Origin of the sequence: Nonomuraea sp. NPDC050680 (genome assembly GCF_040654555.1) — a bacterium.
GTDB lineage: Bacteria > Actinomycetota > Actinomycetes > Streptosporangiales > Streptosporangiaceae > Nonomuraea.
Window position 1 is genome coordinate 42,948 of the sequence record NZ_JBFAIF010000034.1, and the last position, 13,902, is coordinate 56,849.

Annotated in this window: 11 protein-coding genes; 6 read left to right on the forward strand and 5 right to left on the reverse strand. The window is 71.4% G+C overall.

The window, feature by feature from the left end; all coding sequences use genetic code 11:
- The first annotated feature begins 81 nt into the window (after positions 1-81).
- A complete protein-coding gene (locus AB0H88_RS49665; RefSeq protein WP_357656822.1) occupies positions 82-987 on the forward strand; it encodes a helix-turn-helix transcriptional regulator in 906 nt (301 codons plus the stop codon).
- 2 nt (positions 988-989) lie between these two features.
- Here the strand turns inward: AB0H88_RS49665 and AB0H88_RS49670 are convergent, their stop codons facing one another.
- Positions 990-1,811 (reverse strand): SAM-dependent methyltransferase, encoded by an 822-nt coding sequence (locus tag AB0H88_RS49670; protein WP_357656824.1) that lies wholly within the window; start codon positions 1,809-1,811, stop codon positions 990-992.
- A 256-nt stretch (positions 1,812-2,067) separates the two neighbouring features.
- Here AB0H88_RS49670 and AB0H88_RS49675 point away from each other — a divergent pair, with 256 nt between their 5' ends.
- Positions 2,068-2,316 carry an amidohydrolase family protein gene (locus tag AB0H88_RS49675; protein ID WP_357656826.1) on the forward strand — a complete coding sequence of 83 codons (249 nt, stop codon included), beginning with the start codon at positions 2,068-2,070 and terminating at the stop codon, positions 2,314-2,316.
- A gap of 74 nt (positions 2,317-2,390) precedes the next feature.
- A complete protein-coding gene (locus AB0H88_RS49680) occupies positions 2,391-2,852 on the forward strand; it encodes a hypothetical protein (RefSeq protein WP_357656828.1) in 462 nt (153 codons plus the stop codon).
- Positions 2,853-2,922: 70 nt separating this feature from the next.
- On the opposite strand, the gene AB0H88_RS49685 is transcribed toward AB0H88_RS49680, so the two are convergent.
- Positions 2,923-3,942 (reverse strand): hemolysin family protein, encoded by a 1,020-nt coding sequence (locus AB0H88_RS49685; protein ID WP_357656830.1) that lies wholly within the window; start codon positions 3,940-3,942, stop codon positions 2,923-2,925.
- Positions 3,939-5,252, reverse strand: a complete 1,314-nt coding sequence (locus AB0H88_RS49690) for a hemolysin family protein (RefSeq protein WP_357656832.1) — start codon at positions 5,250-5,252, stop codon at positions 3,939-3,941. Before AB0H88_RS49690 ends, AB0H88_RS49685 begins: the two co-directional genes overlap by 4 nt.
- 210 nt (positions 5,253-5,462) lie before the next feature.
- Between AB0H88_RS49690 and AB0H88_RS49695 the strand changes: the two genes are divergently transcribed.
- Together AB0H88_RS49695 and AB0H88_RS49700 are read left to right on the forward strand one after the other, a co-directional pair.
- Entirely contained in the window at positions 5,463-8,732 is a 3,270-nt protein-coding gene (locus AB0H88_RS49695; protein ID WP_357656881.1) for a BTAD domain-containing putative transcriptional regulator, read from the forward strand.
- A 125-nt stretch (positions 8,733-8,857) separates the two neighbouring features.
- Positions 8,858-9,484, forward strand: coding sequence for a helix-turn-helix domain-containing protein (locus tag AB0H88_RS49700; RefSeq protein ID WP_357656833.1), 627 nt, complete (start codon positions 8,858-8,860; stop codon positions 9,482-9,484).
- A gap of 54 nt (positions 9,485-9,538) precedes the next feature.
- Here the strand turns inward: AB0H88_RS49700 and AB0H88_RS49705 are convergent, their stop codons facing one another.
- The gene (locus AB0H88_RS49705; protein ID WP_357656835.1) at positions 9,539-11,032 is read right to left on the reverse strand and encodes a Coagulation factor 5/8 type domain-containing protein; all 1,494 of its coding nucleotides are present in this window, start codon (positions 11,030-11,032) and stop codon (positions 9,539-9,541) included.
- 290 nt (positions 11,033-11,322) lie between these two features.
- On the opposite strand from AB0H88_RS49705, the gene AB0H88_RS49710 reads away from it, so the two are divergent.
- Positions 11,323-12,159, forward strand: a complete 837-nt coding sequence (locus tag AB0H88_RS49710; protein WP_357656836.1) for an SAM-dependent methyltransferase — start codon at positions 11,323-11,325, stop codon at positions 12,157-12,159.
- A gap of 774 nt (positions 12,160-12,933) precedes the next feature.
- Here the strand turns inward: AB0H88_RS49710 and AB0H88_RS49715 are convergent.
- Positions 12,934-13,833 (reverse strand): NADP-dependent oxidoreductase, encoded by a 900-nt coding sequence (locus tag AB0H88_RS49715; protein WP_357656838.1) that lies wholly within the window; start codon positions 13,831-13,833, stop codon positions 12,934-12,936.
- Positions 13,834-13,902 lie beyond the last annotated feature (69 nt).

A 13,902-nucleotide genomic window follows, 5' to 3' on the forward strand; every position in this document is an offset into this window, starting at 1 on the left:
TGGCTCGTGGCGGCGGAGCTGGCTAGCGTGGCAGGATTGTCGATGCGTCAGACTGCCACAGTTTCCGACCTAGGAGCGTATATGCCGAATGCTCGGAATATTGACGACCTGACCGAAATTCCAGGTTGGGAGACTCGTCAGTCCGGGCCGACGGCGCTGCGGATATTGGTGGGCAGGCAACTACGCCGGCTGCGTGAGTCGCGAGAGATCACGCGTGAAGCCGCGGGATACGCCATCCGGAGTTCGCATTCCAAAATCAGCCGCCTGGAATGCGGGCGGACCGGTTTCAAGCTGCGCGACGTGGCCGACCTGCTCACCCTCTACGGCGTGGTCGAGGAGACCGAGCGCGAGGCCGTGTTCTCGCTGACCAAGCAGGCCAACGCGCCCGGCTGGTGGCACGAATACCGCGAGGTGGTGCCCGACTGGTTCGAGGACTATCTCGGGCTGGAGCAGGACGCGGCGATGATCCGTACCTACGAGGTCCAGTACGTCCCCGGCCTGCTCCAGACCGAGGACTACGCCCGTGCGGTGATCACCTGCGGCCACCGGGGCCGGCCGCCCGAGGAGATCGAGCGCCGGCTCGCGCTCCGGACGCGCCGTCGGCGGATCCTCTCGCGGCCCATGGCGCCCAAGCTCTGGGTGGTGCTGGACGAGGCGGCCCTGCGCCGCCGGGTCGGAGACGGCGCCACGATGCGCGGGCAGCTCGAGCACCTCAAGGAGATGGCGAAGCTCCCGCACGTCACCATCCAGGTGCTTCCGTTCAGCTACTGCGGTCACCTCGGCGGGGTCGGCCCCATCACCATGCTGCGCTTCGCCCAGGCCGAGCTCGACGACGTGGTCTACCTCGAGCAGATCGCCAGCGCGCAATATCTCACCAAAGCATCAGACGTGCACCCGTACCAGCACCTGATGGACGAGCTGGGCATCCACGCACAGCCGTTGACCGCGACCCCGGCGATCATCGACGAGATCGCCGCCTCCCTGTAGGGCTATGGCTTGCGGGCCACGGCGCCGAAGGCGTCCACCTCGTCGGGCACGCCGAACACCGAGGACTCCACCCGCCACCGGGAGACGGAGACGACGCCCGGATCCACCAGCTCCAGGCCGTCGAAGAACCGGGCGATCTCGTCCGGGGTGCGCAGGCGGTAGGAGTACGACTGCTCCTCGTTATGGAGCCGTCCAGCCTCCGCGGCCGCGTCGGGTTTGATGGTGTTCGTACCGTCTTCGAACACCAGGTAGCTGCCCGACGGCAGGGCGTCCAGCAGCTGCCGCGTCAGCGCGTGCGCCTGGTCGTCGTCGAAGATCGTGCCCATCACGCCGAGGAGCATGAGCGCGGTCGGCCGGCTGAAGTCCAGCGTCTTGGCCGCGAACTCCAGGATGGCGCCCGGATCGCGTACATCGGCCTCGATGTAGTCGCAGGCGCCCCGAGGGCCGCTGGCCAGGAGCGCCTGGGCGTGCACCAGCACCAGGGGATCGTTGTCGACATAGACGACGCGGCAGGCCGGGTCCACCCGCTGGGCGACCTCATGGGTGTTGTCGACCGTCGGCAGCCCGGTGCCGATATCCAGGAACTGCCGGATGCCGGCATCCTCCGCCAGATAGCGGACGGCGCGGCCCAGGAATGCGCGGGCGTGGCGGGCGATGTCCTCCATTCCCGGATAGATCTGCCGGAGTTGCTCGGCGTGCTCGCGATCTACCGGGTAGTTGTCCTTTCCGCCCAGCCAATAGTTCCACACCCGGGCCTGGTGCGGCTTGCTGGCGTCGATCTTGGAGGGGAGAGCGGGATCGTTGTCAAAGGATTCATCCGACACGACGTCGTCTCCTCTTTTGTCGCTTATATGTCTCTAAGCTGAGTGTCCTGGCGCCTCGTCGCGCTGTCACGCCTTAAAGCGGGATCTCCTAACCTTCCAGATAAAGATGCCGCTTAAGACGGATGTCAAGTTTGCGCTTTCTGCCCAGACCCCTGTGCAGATGAACTGATCTTGACCGATTGCCGGGGGTCGGCGCAACTCTCACACGCCGCGGGGCACCCGGTCAGGTGCCGCCGGGCCTGCGGGCCAGACGGCGATGGACGCCCTCATCGCCGGCACCCGGACCGCGGCCGAGGCGCTCGGCATCTCCGACGAGGTGTGCACGTTGGAGACGGGCAAGCTCGCCGATCTCGTGGTCACCGACGCCGACCCGCTGCGGGACATCCACGCGCTGGCCGATCCCGCGCACATCGAGATCGTGATGAAGGCGGGCGTCGTCATGAAGGAGCTCGGGACGGCCACTCCCACTGCCCAGGCCACCTGTCAGGAGGTCACTGGCGCGTGAGGGGGTGGCGCAGCCTGGATCTGTCGTTCACGATGAGGGCTCGGATTCACCATGACGGGGAAGGGTCACATCGTATGCGTTTACCTGTTCACCTGGTGCTGGGCGCCCTGGTAGCCGCCGCTCTGCCGGCGCTCCAGCCCGTGGCGGCGTCGGCCCAAGCGGCGGTGCGGTTCTACGCCGACTCCGGCGACTCATGCTTTCACGGGATCACCGAAGGGACGCTGGACTGGCCGGCGGGGCCCGTGATCCGGCCGACCGTCAAGGTCGACGGGTACCTGTCCGATGACGCCGCCCTCTCGCCCTGCGCCCGGGACGGCATGTACTCCAGCGCCGTCTTCCACGCCTACAACGGCACCACCCTCGTCGACTCGGAAACCTACAAGGCGGACGACGCCCAGGTCCCGCTCTCCTTCTCGCTGTCGGATCCGGCCGGGGTCGCCGCCATCGATCGCGTGGTCGTACAGGTGTGCCGGTTCAGCGGCTCGCCGATCGGGGTCAGTTACTGCGGCAAGGCCGCGGAATACAAGATGCCCTGAGTCTCCGGCCCGATGTCGCGAACGGATGCGCGTCGTGCCGCCGCGCACATCGAGATGGTGATGAAGGTCGTCATGAAGGGCCTCGGGACGGCTGGCGAACTATCCCGCTGAGCACGTCGTCCAAGGTGACCACGCCGAGCACCTGCCCCCTGTCGCCGGTCACGGCGGCGAGCTGGGCGCGGCGCTGACGCATGGTCGCCAGGACGTCCGCGAGCGTCGCCGTGCCGGCGATCAGCGGCAGGGCGCGGATCGGCAGCGGCTGACGGGATCCGTGCCCGTTGAGCGCGTCCAGGACGTGCAGGTAGCCCCGCAACTCGGCGGGGCTGTCCCCGTGCACGGGGAAGCGGGAGTGCCCGTGGCGGCCCGAGTATTCCTGCAGCCCGAGGCTGTCGATCGTGGCGGGGACGCTCACCACCTCGCCGATGGGCACCATGACCGTGACGACCGGCCGGGCGTGCAGCGCGAGTGTGGCGATCATCCGGTCCCGCTCGTCCTGCCGGAGCAGTTTGTGCCGGCGGGACTCCTCGATCAGCACCGGCAGCTCGGCCGAGGTGTAGACGGTGTGGATCTCGTCGGCCGGCGGGATCCGCAGCAGCCGGAGCGCCGCGCCCGCCATGGCCTGGATCAACGTGAGCAGCGGGCCGATCGCCCGGGCGAGGACGAACAACGCGGGCACCAGCCACAGCGCCGCCGTGTCCGGGCCGGACAGCGCGAGGTTCTTCGGCACCATCTCCCCGATGATCACGTGCGCCGACACCACCAGGAGCAGCGCCAGCGTGAAGGCGACCGGATGCACCATCTCCTCGGGCAGCCCCACGGCCGCGAACAGCGGCTCCACGGCCCGCGACACCACCGGTTCGCCGAACGCGCCGAGCATCAGCGAGGCCAGCGTCACGCCCAGCTGGGCCGCGGCGAGCATCGTGGGCACCGTGTTCATGGCGGCGAGCACCGCCTGCGCCCGGCGTGAACCCGCCCGCGCCAGCGGCTCGATCTGGGTGTGACGCGCCGAGATGAGGGCGAACTCGGCCCCCACGAAGAACCCGTTGACGGCCAGGAGCAGCACGAGGGCCAAGCCGTCGGCGATGGTCATGGCAGCTCCCGCCTCGGCGCGGTGAGGGTGACCTGCTCGATCCGCCGGCTACGCATGGCCTCCACCCGGAGCGTCCACCCGGCCACCTCCACCTCGTCGCCCGGATCGGGGATGCGGCCGAGCCGGGCCAGCACCAGCCCCGCGAGCGTCTCGTAGGGCCCCTCGGGCATGCGGAAGCCGGTACGTTCCTCGACCTCGTCCGCCCTCAGCACGGCCGGCACGCTCACCGAGGCGCCCGGCGCGAGCAGGGCGGCCGCGGGCTCGGCCGACTCCTCCTCCGGCAGGTCGTACTCGTCGGCGATGTCGCCGATCAGCTCCTCCACCAGGTCCTCCGCGGTGACGACGCCCGCGAAGCCGCCGTACTCGTCGATCACCACGGCCATCTCGACGCCCGCCGAGCGGAGCCGTTCCTGGACCACCTCCAGGCTCACCGACTCGGGCACCTGGACCGCCGGCCTGACGATCGTGGCCACCGGCGTCCGTTCCCGCTCCTTCTCCGGCACGGCGCACGCGCGCGGCACGCTCGCCACGCCGAGGATGTCGTCCAGTTCCGTACCGCACACGGGGATGCGCAGATGCCGGGTGCGGCGGGCCAGCCTGAGGAACTCGGCGACGCTGGTGGATCCGCCAATGGTCACGCAGTCCGTACGGGGGGTCATCGCCTCCGCCGCGATCTTGCCGCCGAAGCGCAGGGCTCGCTGGAGCATGGCGGCGGTGCTCGGCTGGAGCGCCCCCGCCTCCGCCGACAGCCGGACGAGCAGGCTCAGCTCCTCGGGGGAGCGGGCCGAGGCGAGCTCCTCCTGCGGCTCGGCCCCCACCCAGCGGACGATGCCGTTGGCCACCGCGTTGCACAGCTTGATCAGCGGCCCGAACGCGGCGGAGAACACGCGCTGCGGCGGCGTCGCTACCCTGGCCACGGCCATCGGCCTCGACAGGGCGGCGTTCTTGGGCACCAGCTCGCCCAGGACCATCTGCGCCACCGTCGAGATGACGATCGCCAGGACGACGGCGATGCCGGGAGCGGCGGGGACGCCGCCCAGAAGCGGCTCCAGCAGGCCGGCGATGGCGGGCTCGGACACGACGCCGAGCAGCAGCGACGTGACGGTGATGCCCAGCTGCGCCCCGGACAGGTGGAACGACAGCCGCCGCACCGCGGCCTCGATCCCCTGCGCGCCCCGGTCGCCGGACTCCGCCAGCTGGTGGACCCGTACGCGCTCGACGGTCACCAGGGAGAACTCCGCCGCGACGAAGATCCCGTTGGCCACGATCAAGGCCAGCGCCCCGAGCAGGAAGACCACATTCAGGATCACGGGGCGAAAGCTAGCACCGGCGAAGGACCGGCGGAAGCCAACGCGGCGGGAGGGCCGGCACCTGCGGAAGACGACGCGGTGAGAGGACCGGCACCGGTCGCGGGCCGGGGTGTCGCGGGCCGCGGAGGGCGACGCGGCGAGAGGACCGGCACCCGCGGGCGTCGTGGACGGGCGCCGTCCGGCGGGTGGCAAGCTTGGGGCGTGCGTGTGATGCTGCTGGGCCCGTTCGAGATGTGGGCCGACGACGGCCGGCCGATCGAGATCCCGGGCACGAGGTTGCGCGCGCTGGTGGCCAGGCTCGCGCTGGCGGCCGGTCGGGTCGTGCCGGTCGAGGTGCTCATCGCGGCCATCTGGGGCGATGAGCCGCCGACGGGCAGCGCCAACGCCCTGCAGGCACTGGTCTCCCGCACCCGCCGGTTGGCCGGCGCCGCGACGATCGAGTCGCTGCCGCCCGGCTACCGGCTGGCGATCGAGCCCGACGCGGTCGACGTCACGCGCTTCGAGAGGCTGGCGAGCGCCGGCGACCTCGCGGCGCTGCGTGCGGCCGAAAGCCTGTGGCGCGGGCCCGCGCTCGCGGATCTCGCCGACCTGCCGTTCGCCGCCCACGAGGCGGTACGCCTGAGCGAGCTGCGCCTGTCGGCCGCCGAAGAACGACTGGAGCTCGAACTCGCCGAAGGCACCGACGTTCTCGCCGAGCTGCGCCCCCTGGCCGCCGCCCACCCGTTGCGCGAGCGCCTGCAGGGCCTGCTGATGCGCGCGCTCTACGCGTCCGGTCGGCAGGCGGACGCGCTGGACGCCTATGAGCGGACCCGGCGCACGCTGGCCGACGAGCTGGGTGTCGACCCGTCGGTGGAGCTGGCCGAGGTCCACTTGGGCCTCCTCCGGCACGACCCTCGGCACCAGCCCCGGCGCCGGACCCGGCGTAGCAATCTGCGCGCTCAGGTGACCAGCTTCGTCGGCCGGGAGGAGGAGCTGGCGCAGCTGGCCAAGGCGCTGGAAGCCGGCCGTCTGGTCACCGTCGTCGGCCCGGGAGGCGCGGGCAAGACACGGCTGGCCACCGAGGTCGCCCAGCGCTCCGCCGAACTCGCCCCCGACGGCGTCTGGCTGGTCGAACTGGCGGCGGTGACCGAGCCGCTCGACGTCGCCCACGCGGTGCTCACGGCGATCGGCGCCAGAGACTCCGGCTGGTTCGAGCCCGCGCCCGCCAACGACACCCCGGCTCGCGACACCCCGGCTCGCGACACCCCGGCTCGCGGCACCCTGGCCCGCGGCACCCTGGCCCGCGACACCCCGGCCCGCGACACCCCGGCCCGCGACACCCCGGCCCGCGACGTCACAGCTCGCGACGTCACGGACCGGCTGGCCGAGGCGCTGGACCGGCTGTCCGAGGAGCTGGACGGGCGGCGGGTGCTGCTCGTCCTGGACAACTGCGAGCACGTCGTGGCGGCCGTCGCGCACCTGGCCGACCGGCTGCTCGGTGCCTGCCCCGACCTGCGCGTCCTGGCGACGAGCCGGGAGTCGATGGCCATCGGCGGGGAGAGCCTCTATCCCATCCCGCCCCTGGAGTGGCCGGCGGCCGCGGTCCGCGATCCGCGGTCCTACCCGGCCGTGCGGCTCTTCGTCGAGCGCGCGGCCCTGGTCCGCCCCGGCTTCGTGCTGAACGAGGACAACACCGGCACGGTCGTCGAGATCTGCGGACGGCTCGACGGGATGCCGCTGGCCATCGAGCTGGCCGCCGCGCGGATGCGCGCGTTGAGCGTCGAGCAGATCGCCGCCAAGCTGGACGACCGGTTCCGCCTGCTCAGCAGCGGTAGCCGCACGGCCCTGCCCCGGCATCAGACCTTGCAGGCGGTCGTCGACTGGAGCTGGGACCTGCTGTCCGGCCGCGAACGCGAGCTCGCGATGCTCCTGGCCGCCTTCCCCGGCGGCGCCACGCTGGACGCGCTCGAAGCGGTGAGCGGGCCGGACGCCGCCCCCGGCGCGCTCGAAGCGGTCGGCGGGCCGGATGTCGCCGACGTGCTGGACGTCCTCACCGCCCTGGTGGACAAGTCCCTGGTCGAGCCGTACGGCGAGCGCTACCGCATGCAGGAGACCGTCCGTTCGTACGGGATGGCGCGGCTGACCGAGGCCGGGCAGGACCGGGCCGTCCGCGACCGGCACGCCCGCCACTTCCTCCGGTTCGCCGAGACCGCCGACCCCGAGCTGCGCAAGGCGGACCAGCTCCGCTGGCTGGCGCGGCTGCGGGCCGAGGACGACAACCTCCTGGCCGCGCTGCGGCTCGCGGCCGAGGTGGGGGACGCGGAGCTGGGCGTACGGCTCCTCGCGGCCGTCTGGTGGTTCTGGTACCTGGAAGGCAGGTCCCTTGAAGGCATGCACTGGGCGCGCGGCGTCCTCGACCTGCCCGGCGAGGTGCCCGAAGCCCAGCGCCCGGTGCGGCTGGTGCTGGAGGCGTTCGCCCACCACGGGCTCGGCGCGGTCGAGGCGGCCCAGCAGGCGATGAACACCGGCCTGGAGCTGCGCGACCGGCTGGGCGACGAGGCGTCCGGGTGGGTTCTGCTGCTCTTCGCGCCCGTCTGGCTGGGCGACCCGGCGGGCGCCGCGCGTTCGGCCGATCGGCTGCTGCCGCGGCTCACCGGCTGGGAGCGCGCGACGACGCTGATGATGCGCTCGATCGTGGCGGAGTACGAGGGCGAGGTCGCCCGAGCCTTCGCCCTCCTGAAAGAGGCCCGTGCGGGGCTGGAGGTCCTCGGCGAACGCTGGGCCCTGTCTTCGGCGTTACGCGTACTGGCCGAGCACCACGCCCGCCGGGGCGACCTGAGCGCCTCGATCGACGCGCGGCTGGAGGCGCTCCGCCTGGCCGGGGAGCTCGGCATCCTCGAAGATCAGGCGGCCATCCTGGCCGGCCTGGCGATCATCCGCGCGCGGCTGGGGGAGATCGACCGGGCACAGAGCGACATGCGAGCGGCCTGGGACTTCGCGGAGCAGCTGCGCAAGCAGGAAGGCATCGAGTACATCCGGCTGGCGCGGGCCGAGGTCCTGCTCAGAAGCGGCGAGCGGGCGGCCGCCCGGCGCGAGCTCGACGCGGTGGAGGCCATGGCCCTCCACCCTCCGGTCCGGGCGTCGGCCGGCTGCTACCGGGCCATGGCCGCCCTGCTCGACGGCGACGCCGACGGCGCCCGGCCGCTGCTGGACACCGCGATCGAGCTGGCCGCCGACGCGGTGGACATGCCGACCCTGGCCGGCGCGGCACACCTGCGCGCCGCGCTCGCCCTGGCCGACGGCGACCCCACGCGCGCCGCTCACCTGCTCGGCCTGGCCACCGCGCTGCGGGGAACGACGGACCTGAGCGGCTTCGACAACCTCCTGCGACCCACCGAACGCGCCCGCGCCCTACTCGGCGAGGCGCTCTTCGCCACGGCCTACGACCGCGGTGCCGCACTCACACGTGACGCCGCGATCCAGGCCGTACGCGGCCACTAGCGCGATGTCCACGACCGTTCACCTCCCAGGGCGGCGCGGCCGCTGATCCGGGAGAAGCCGCGGTCGCCGCGATTGGTTGAGGTGTCATATATTCATTACAACCAGCGGAAAGTCGGGAGGATCAAGTGACGGCAGAGCCGGGGCCGCGCCGCTACGACTCCTTGCGCCGGGCGACGCAGGCGCGGGAGACGCGGGCCGAGATCGCCGGGGCCGCCCGCCGGCTCTTCGTCTCCCAAGGGTGGGCGGCGACGACCGTCCGCGACGTGGCGCGCGAGGCGGGAGTCTCGGTGCCGACGGTCTACGCGGCGTACGGGAACAAGGCCGGGCTGACCCAGGCCCTGGCGGACGCGGCCGACCTGTCGGCCGACGTATCCCAGCAGCTCGCGGAGCTTGAAGCCGCGGCATCCGACCCCCGGCGGCAGCTGGCGGCGATGGCCGCCTACGACCGGCGGCTGTTCGAGCGCGCGGGCGACGTCATCGCGCTGGTGCGCGAGGCCGGCCGCACCGAGCCCGAGCTGGCGGCCCTCTACCGTGACGCCCGCCGGCGGGGCGACGAGACCCGGGTCCAGGTGTTCTCCTCCTGGCCGGCCGGTGTGCTGCGGCACGGGCTGGACGTGCCGTCGGCCGTCGACGTCTATGCGGCCATGTGCACCATCGACGTCTACACCACGCTCACCACCGAACGCGGCTGGCCGCCCGATCGGATCCAGCGGTGGTGGAGCGAAGCCTTGGCCCGCGAGCTCCTGGCCTGAAGCGCCGGCTCGCGGAAGTCAGGAAAGACGACCGTCAGTAGCGATCGCCACGGGCTACGGGATGCGGCGGGCCGCGGCGGCCGTCCAGGTGCGCAGGTAGGACTCGGCGCCCGCGGCCATGTCCCGCACGATGTCCGGGCCTGCGATGATCCGCATGTCCTCGATCCAGTCGGGCACCAGGCCGTAGTTGGCGACGCCGTCCGTGTTGACGTCCCAGACCCGGTCGCCGGTACGCAGCCGGTCCAGGGACACGCTCCCGTCGAAGGACGTGAAGGGGTACGTGACCGGGTTCGCGGCGTTGCCGGCCCGGGGCGCGGGCAGCCGGCCCAGGCCGTTGGCGTCCAGGCCGTACCCGTAGCCGGGGATCTGATGGGCCTGCCTGAGCGGCTGGGTACGGCGCCACTCGGCGACGAAGTCCCGCGCGTCGTGCCCGTACTGCGTGATCATCCCGCCAAGGGCGTAGATCCGGTCGAAGTAGCTCGGGTCGGCCCAGCTGTGGGAGGAGATCACGCCCGGGTAGCCGGCCGCCTCAAGGATGGCGAGCGTACTGCCGGCGGCCTTCGCGCTCATGTGGTCGAGCTCCACCAGCATGCCCCGCCGGATCATCCCCTTGACCATGTACTCGCCCAGGGCGGTCAGCCCTCTGGTGTTGCAGTGCGGCGCCGGGGGATAGATCGGCAGCGAGACACCCGGTGGCAGCAGCCCGGCCAGCTGGTCGGGCAGGACTCCGCCGGGATCGATCGGATTGTCGTGCGCGGGCCCGGTGCAGGTGCGCGCCTGCCAGAAGGAGCCGGTGCTGAGCAGGTTGCCCAGGTTGACGATGGCGCCCTGGGTGCCGGAGTCGAAGCGTACGCCGCACAGGGCGTTGTCGTACTTGTGGCAGACGAACATGCTCCGTACGCCGAGCGCGTACATCTCCTCCAGCCCCCGGTCGATCTGCCCCTGGGTGCACTGCGGGATGCCGAGGATCTGGCGGCAGCCGAACGGCTCGGAGGTCTCGATCCCCAGAACGACGGCGAGCTTGCCCGCCTCGACCGTCCGCCTGGCCTCGGCCGGGTCGAGCACGATCCTGAACCAGCCCCGTCCGGGCCCGCCGTACTGGGCGTCGATGTAGTCCTGCAGCTCACGGGCCCGCTGCGCCTCCAGCCTGATCGTGGTCATCTCGTCGCAGGAGTTCTTCCTCAGCGGGTAGATCGCGCACAGCTGACGGTTGGCCACCAGGTCGTTGACCATGATCCGGAGTCCGCCGCGCCAGGCCCGCTCCACCCACGTGTAGTACGCCTGCTGGTGGGTCAGCGAGTCGTGCGCCGGCCAGTCGCGGAACGTGGGCCAGCCCACCGGGTCGTGGGTGCCGGTCGCTGAGCCGGTCCGGGTGAAGTTCTCGAACCAGGCCAGCTCGCCATGGGGATAGTGATCGGGGCAGTCCGCCAGGGCGCGGGAGATGCCGCCGGGGTCGAACGGCTTCCCGCACAGCAGCATGCCGCCGAACGCCTCGTAGGAGAACAGGTGGCTGTGCGCGTCGACGAACCCGCGCACATCGGAGGCCACCGCCGATCTGCTTTCCGCCGCGACCGCCGCTGACCTGCCCCCCGGTGGGGCCAGTAAGGCGGTCAGAAGAAGGAGGACGACGGCGATGGATCGGTGACGCATCACGGACACCTCACATGGCTGGGGGGCCTGACGCCAGCATCCGTCGACCGCGCGACTCCGACAAGGCCCAAACATGAGCGCATCTCATCACCGTCTCGATGCACTATGTCCGGTCTTTGCAGGTACGGCGTAGCTTGCTGTCGTTGGGCATAATCAAAGAGCTATTCGCTACGTGGAGGAGACGCCGCATGAGTGACGAGGCCCGGTGGATCGCAGGAATCGACTCCAGCACACCGAACCTCGCCCGGATGCACGATTACTTCATCGGGGGCAAGGACAACTTCGCCGTGGACCGGGAGGCGGCTGAGGCCGTGCTGGCCACCGCGCCGGAGGTCCGCGTCATGGCGCAGGAGCACCAGGCGTTCCAGGGGCGGGTGATCCGGTTTCTCGTGGAGCAGGGCATCACCCAGTTCATCAACCTGGGCTCGGGGCTCCCGAGCGAACCCAACACCCACGAGCTGGCCCGATCCCTCGCCCCCGAGGCTCGCATGGCCTACGTGGACAACGACCCGGTGGTGCTCGCGCACGCCCGCGCGATCCTGGCCCGGGGGGCCGGGACCGGCGTCGTCAAGGGCGACATCCTGCATCCCGCCGAGTTGCTGGCCGACCCCGACCTGCGGGCGGTCATCGACCTCGACCGGCCGGTGGCGGTGTTGCTGTTCGGCGTCCTGCAGTACATCCCGGACGGCCGCGAGCCCTACCGTCGCGTGGCCGAGTTGCGTGAGGCGTTGCCGACCGGCAGCCACGTCGTCATCACGCACGTCGTCTTCGACTCCCGCCCGGAGGTGGCGGAGCCGATCGTCGCCCTCTATCGGAGAATGCTGGGCCACGCCGAAGGCGGCGCCCGTACGCGCGAGACGGTGCTGCCCTTCTTCGACGGGCTGGAGCTGGTCGAACCCGGGCTGGTGTACGTCCGAGAGTGGCGGCCCGACAGCCCTTTTCTGACCGAGAGACCGGACAAGGCGTGGGTGATGGTCGGCGTCGGTCGCAAGGCCGGCCCCCCGGCAGGGGGCGCCCACCTCTAGCGATGGCACCGGCCGTCTGCCGTGCCGACGTCCGGCGCGCTACCGGTGCGCCGGACGGGACCGTAGTCGGCCGGCAACCGGCACCTGTGGGCGACACCGTCCCGGCCACCCTGACGACCAGGTCGAGCCGGGCTCCAGTGGCGTTCTCACAGGCGAACGTCGCAGCGCCTGCCGTGTGATGACAACGGCCATGATCAACCCATGGCAACAAGAAACCCCAGCTTCCGGCGGGTGCCGTGAGCTGGGGCTATGGCTCCTGCGTGCGCAGATCTGCCATGGAGCATGGTGGACGATACTGGGATTGAACCAGTGACCCCTTCCGTGTCAGGGAAGTGGGGCACGAGGCTTGGCCAGGCAAAATGCGTAATTCTGTAGGTCGTCGGCTCGGGTTGCTTCCCGGAGGTGCGGTTCCGGCAAGGTTGTTGCCGGTTTCCATCGCCGGTTAATCGCCAGCCGGTTGTGATGTCGAACGGTGGGAACCTAGTCGTGTTCGGATACGTCCTACGCCCGCTACCGGCACTGCGGCTGCGACCGCCGGGGTTTGTGCGGGCTACCTCCCGTAGCCCGCACCGCTTAGTCGAAGCAGTCGGACGGTAGATCGGACGTCGCTGGCAGAAGGCAGCTGGGCCGGACGCCATCGTCCGGGCCCGCGGTCTGCTCGCCCGCGGTCTCGGCCACCTGCGGCAGGCAGGGCCGGTGGAGGCTGACGAGCCGCGGGTTCGCCAGGATCGTGACGCGCTGCCGTCGTGCCTCCCCAGCCGGCCGGGCGCTGAGCTACGGCCGCAGGACGAGCTTCCCGGCGGCGTGACCGCTCGCGCTCAGCTCCTGCGCCTTCGCGGCGTCCTCCAGCGCAAGGCTCTGCGCGATGCGCACCGTGAGCTTGCCGTCGGCTGCGAGGCGGGCGTACTCGCCGAGGCGGGAACCGAACGGGGCGCCGGGGCCGGAGAAGGTGACGCCCAGTTCGGCGGCCTTCTGATCGGCGATGGTGATGATCCGGTCGGTGCCGCCGCGCAGGTCGATCGACATCTCAAGGTCGCCTGCCCCCGCGGCGTCGTACACGGCGTCGATGCCCTGCGGTGCGGCCTCGTGGACCCGGTCGGCGAGGCCGGCGCCGTAGGCGACCGGGATCGCGCCCAGCGAGCGCAGGTAGTCGTGGTTGCCGGGGGAGGCGGTGCCGATGACCGTGGCGCCGCGGGTGACCGCGAGCTGAACACCGACGGCGGCGGTCACACCCGCGGCTCCGTGCAGCAGGAGCGTGTCGCCTTCCCCGACGCCGAGGGCGTCGAGCACGCGGACCGAGGTCTCGACGGCGACGGGCAGTGCCGCGGCGAGGTCCCAGTCGAGGTCTGCGGGCTTCGGGCCGAAGTCGACGGCCAGCGCGTGCTCGGCGTACGCGCCGGTGAGGGTCCAGCCCAGGACCTCGTCACCCACCGCGACGCCGGTCACGCCTTCGCCGACCTCGTCGACGACGCCGGCCGCCTCCACGCCGGGGGTCACCGGGAACGGCGGCGCGATCTGCGGCCGCCACCCGTTGCGGATCTTGGAGTCGAGCGGGTTGACCCCTGCCGCCACGACCTTCAGCCGCACCTGCCCGGGTCCGGCGTGCGGCTCGTCGACCTCTTCGAGGCGGAGGACTTCCGGGCCGCCGAACTCGGTGTAGGTGATCGCCTTCATTTCCTGCTCCAGTGCTCGTCGCTTTAGGTGAAAGATCAACTTGGCCGGGACCGGCGGCGGTCGCACCGG

Coding starts and splice junctions, on each gene's coding strand:
- AB0H88_RS49695 (WP_357656881.1), top strand. CDS start 5,463: ATGCTGCTGGGCCCGTTCGAGATGTGGGCCGACGACGGCCGGCCGATC.
- AB0H88_RS49710 (WP_357656836.1), top strand. CDS start 11,323: ATGAGTGACGAGGCCCGGTGGATCGCAGGAATCGACTCCAGCACACCG.
- AB0H88_RS49685 (WP_357656830.1), bottom strand. CDS start 3,942: ATGACCATCGCCGACGGCTTGGCCCTCGTGCTGCTCCTGGCCGTCAAC.
- AB0H88_RS49680 (WP_357656828.1), top strand. CDS start 2,391: ATGCGTTTACCTGTTCACCTGGTGCTGGGCGCCCTGGTAGCCGCCGCT.
- AB0H88_RS49675 (WP_357656826.1), top strand. CDS start 2,068: ATGGACGCCCTCATCGCCGGCACCCGGACCGCGGCCGAGGCGCTCGGC.
- AB0H88_RS49665 (WP_357656822.1), top strand. CDS start 82: ATGCCGAATGCTCGGAATATTGACGACCTGACCGAAATTCCAGGTTGG.
- AB0H88_RS49715 (WP_357656838.1), bottom strand. CDS start 13,833: ATGAAGGCGATCACCTACACCGAGTTCGGCGGCCCGGAAGTCCTCCGC.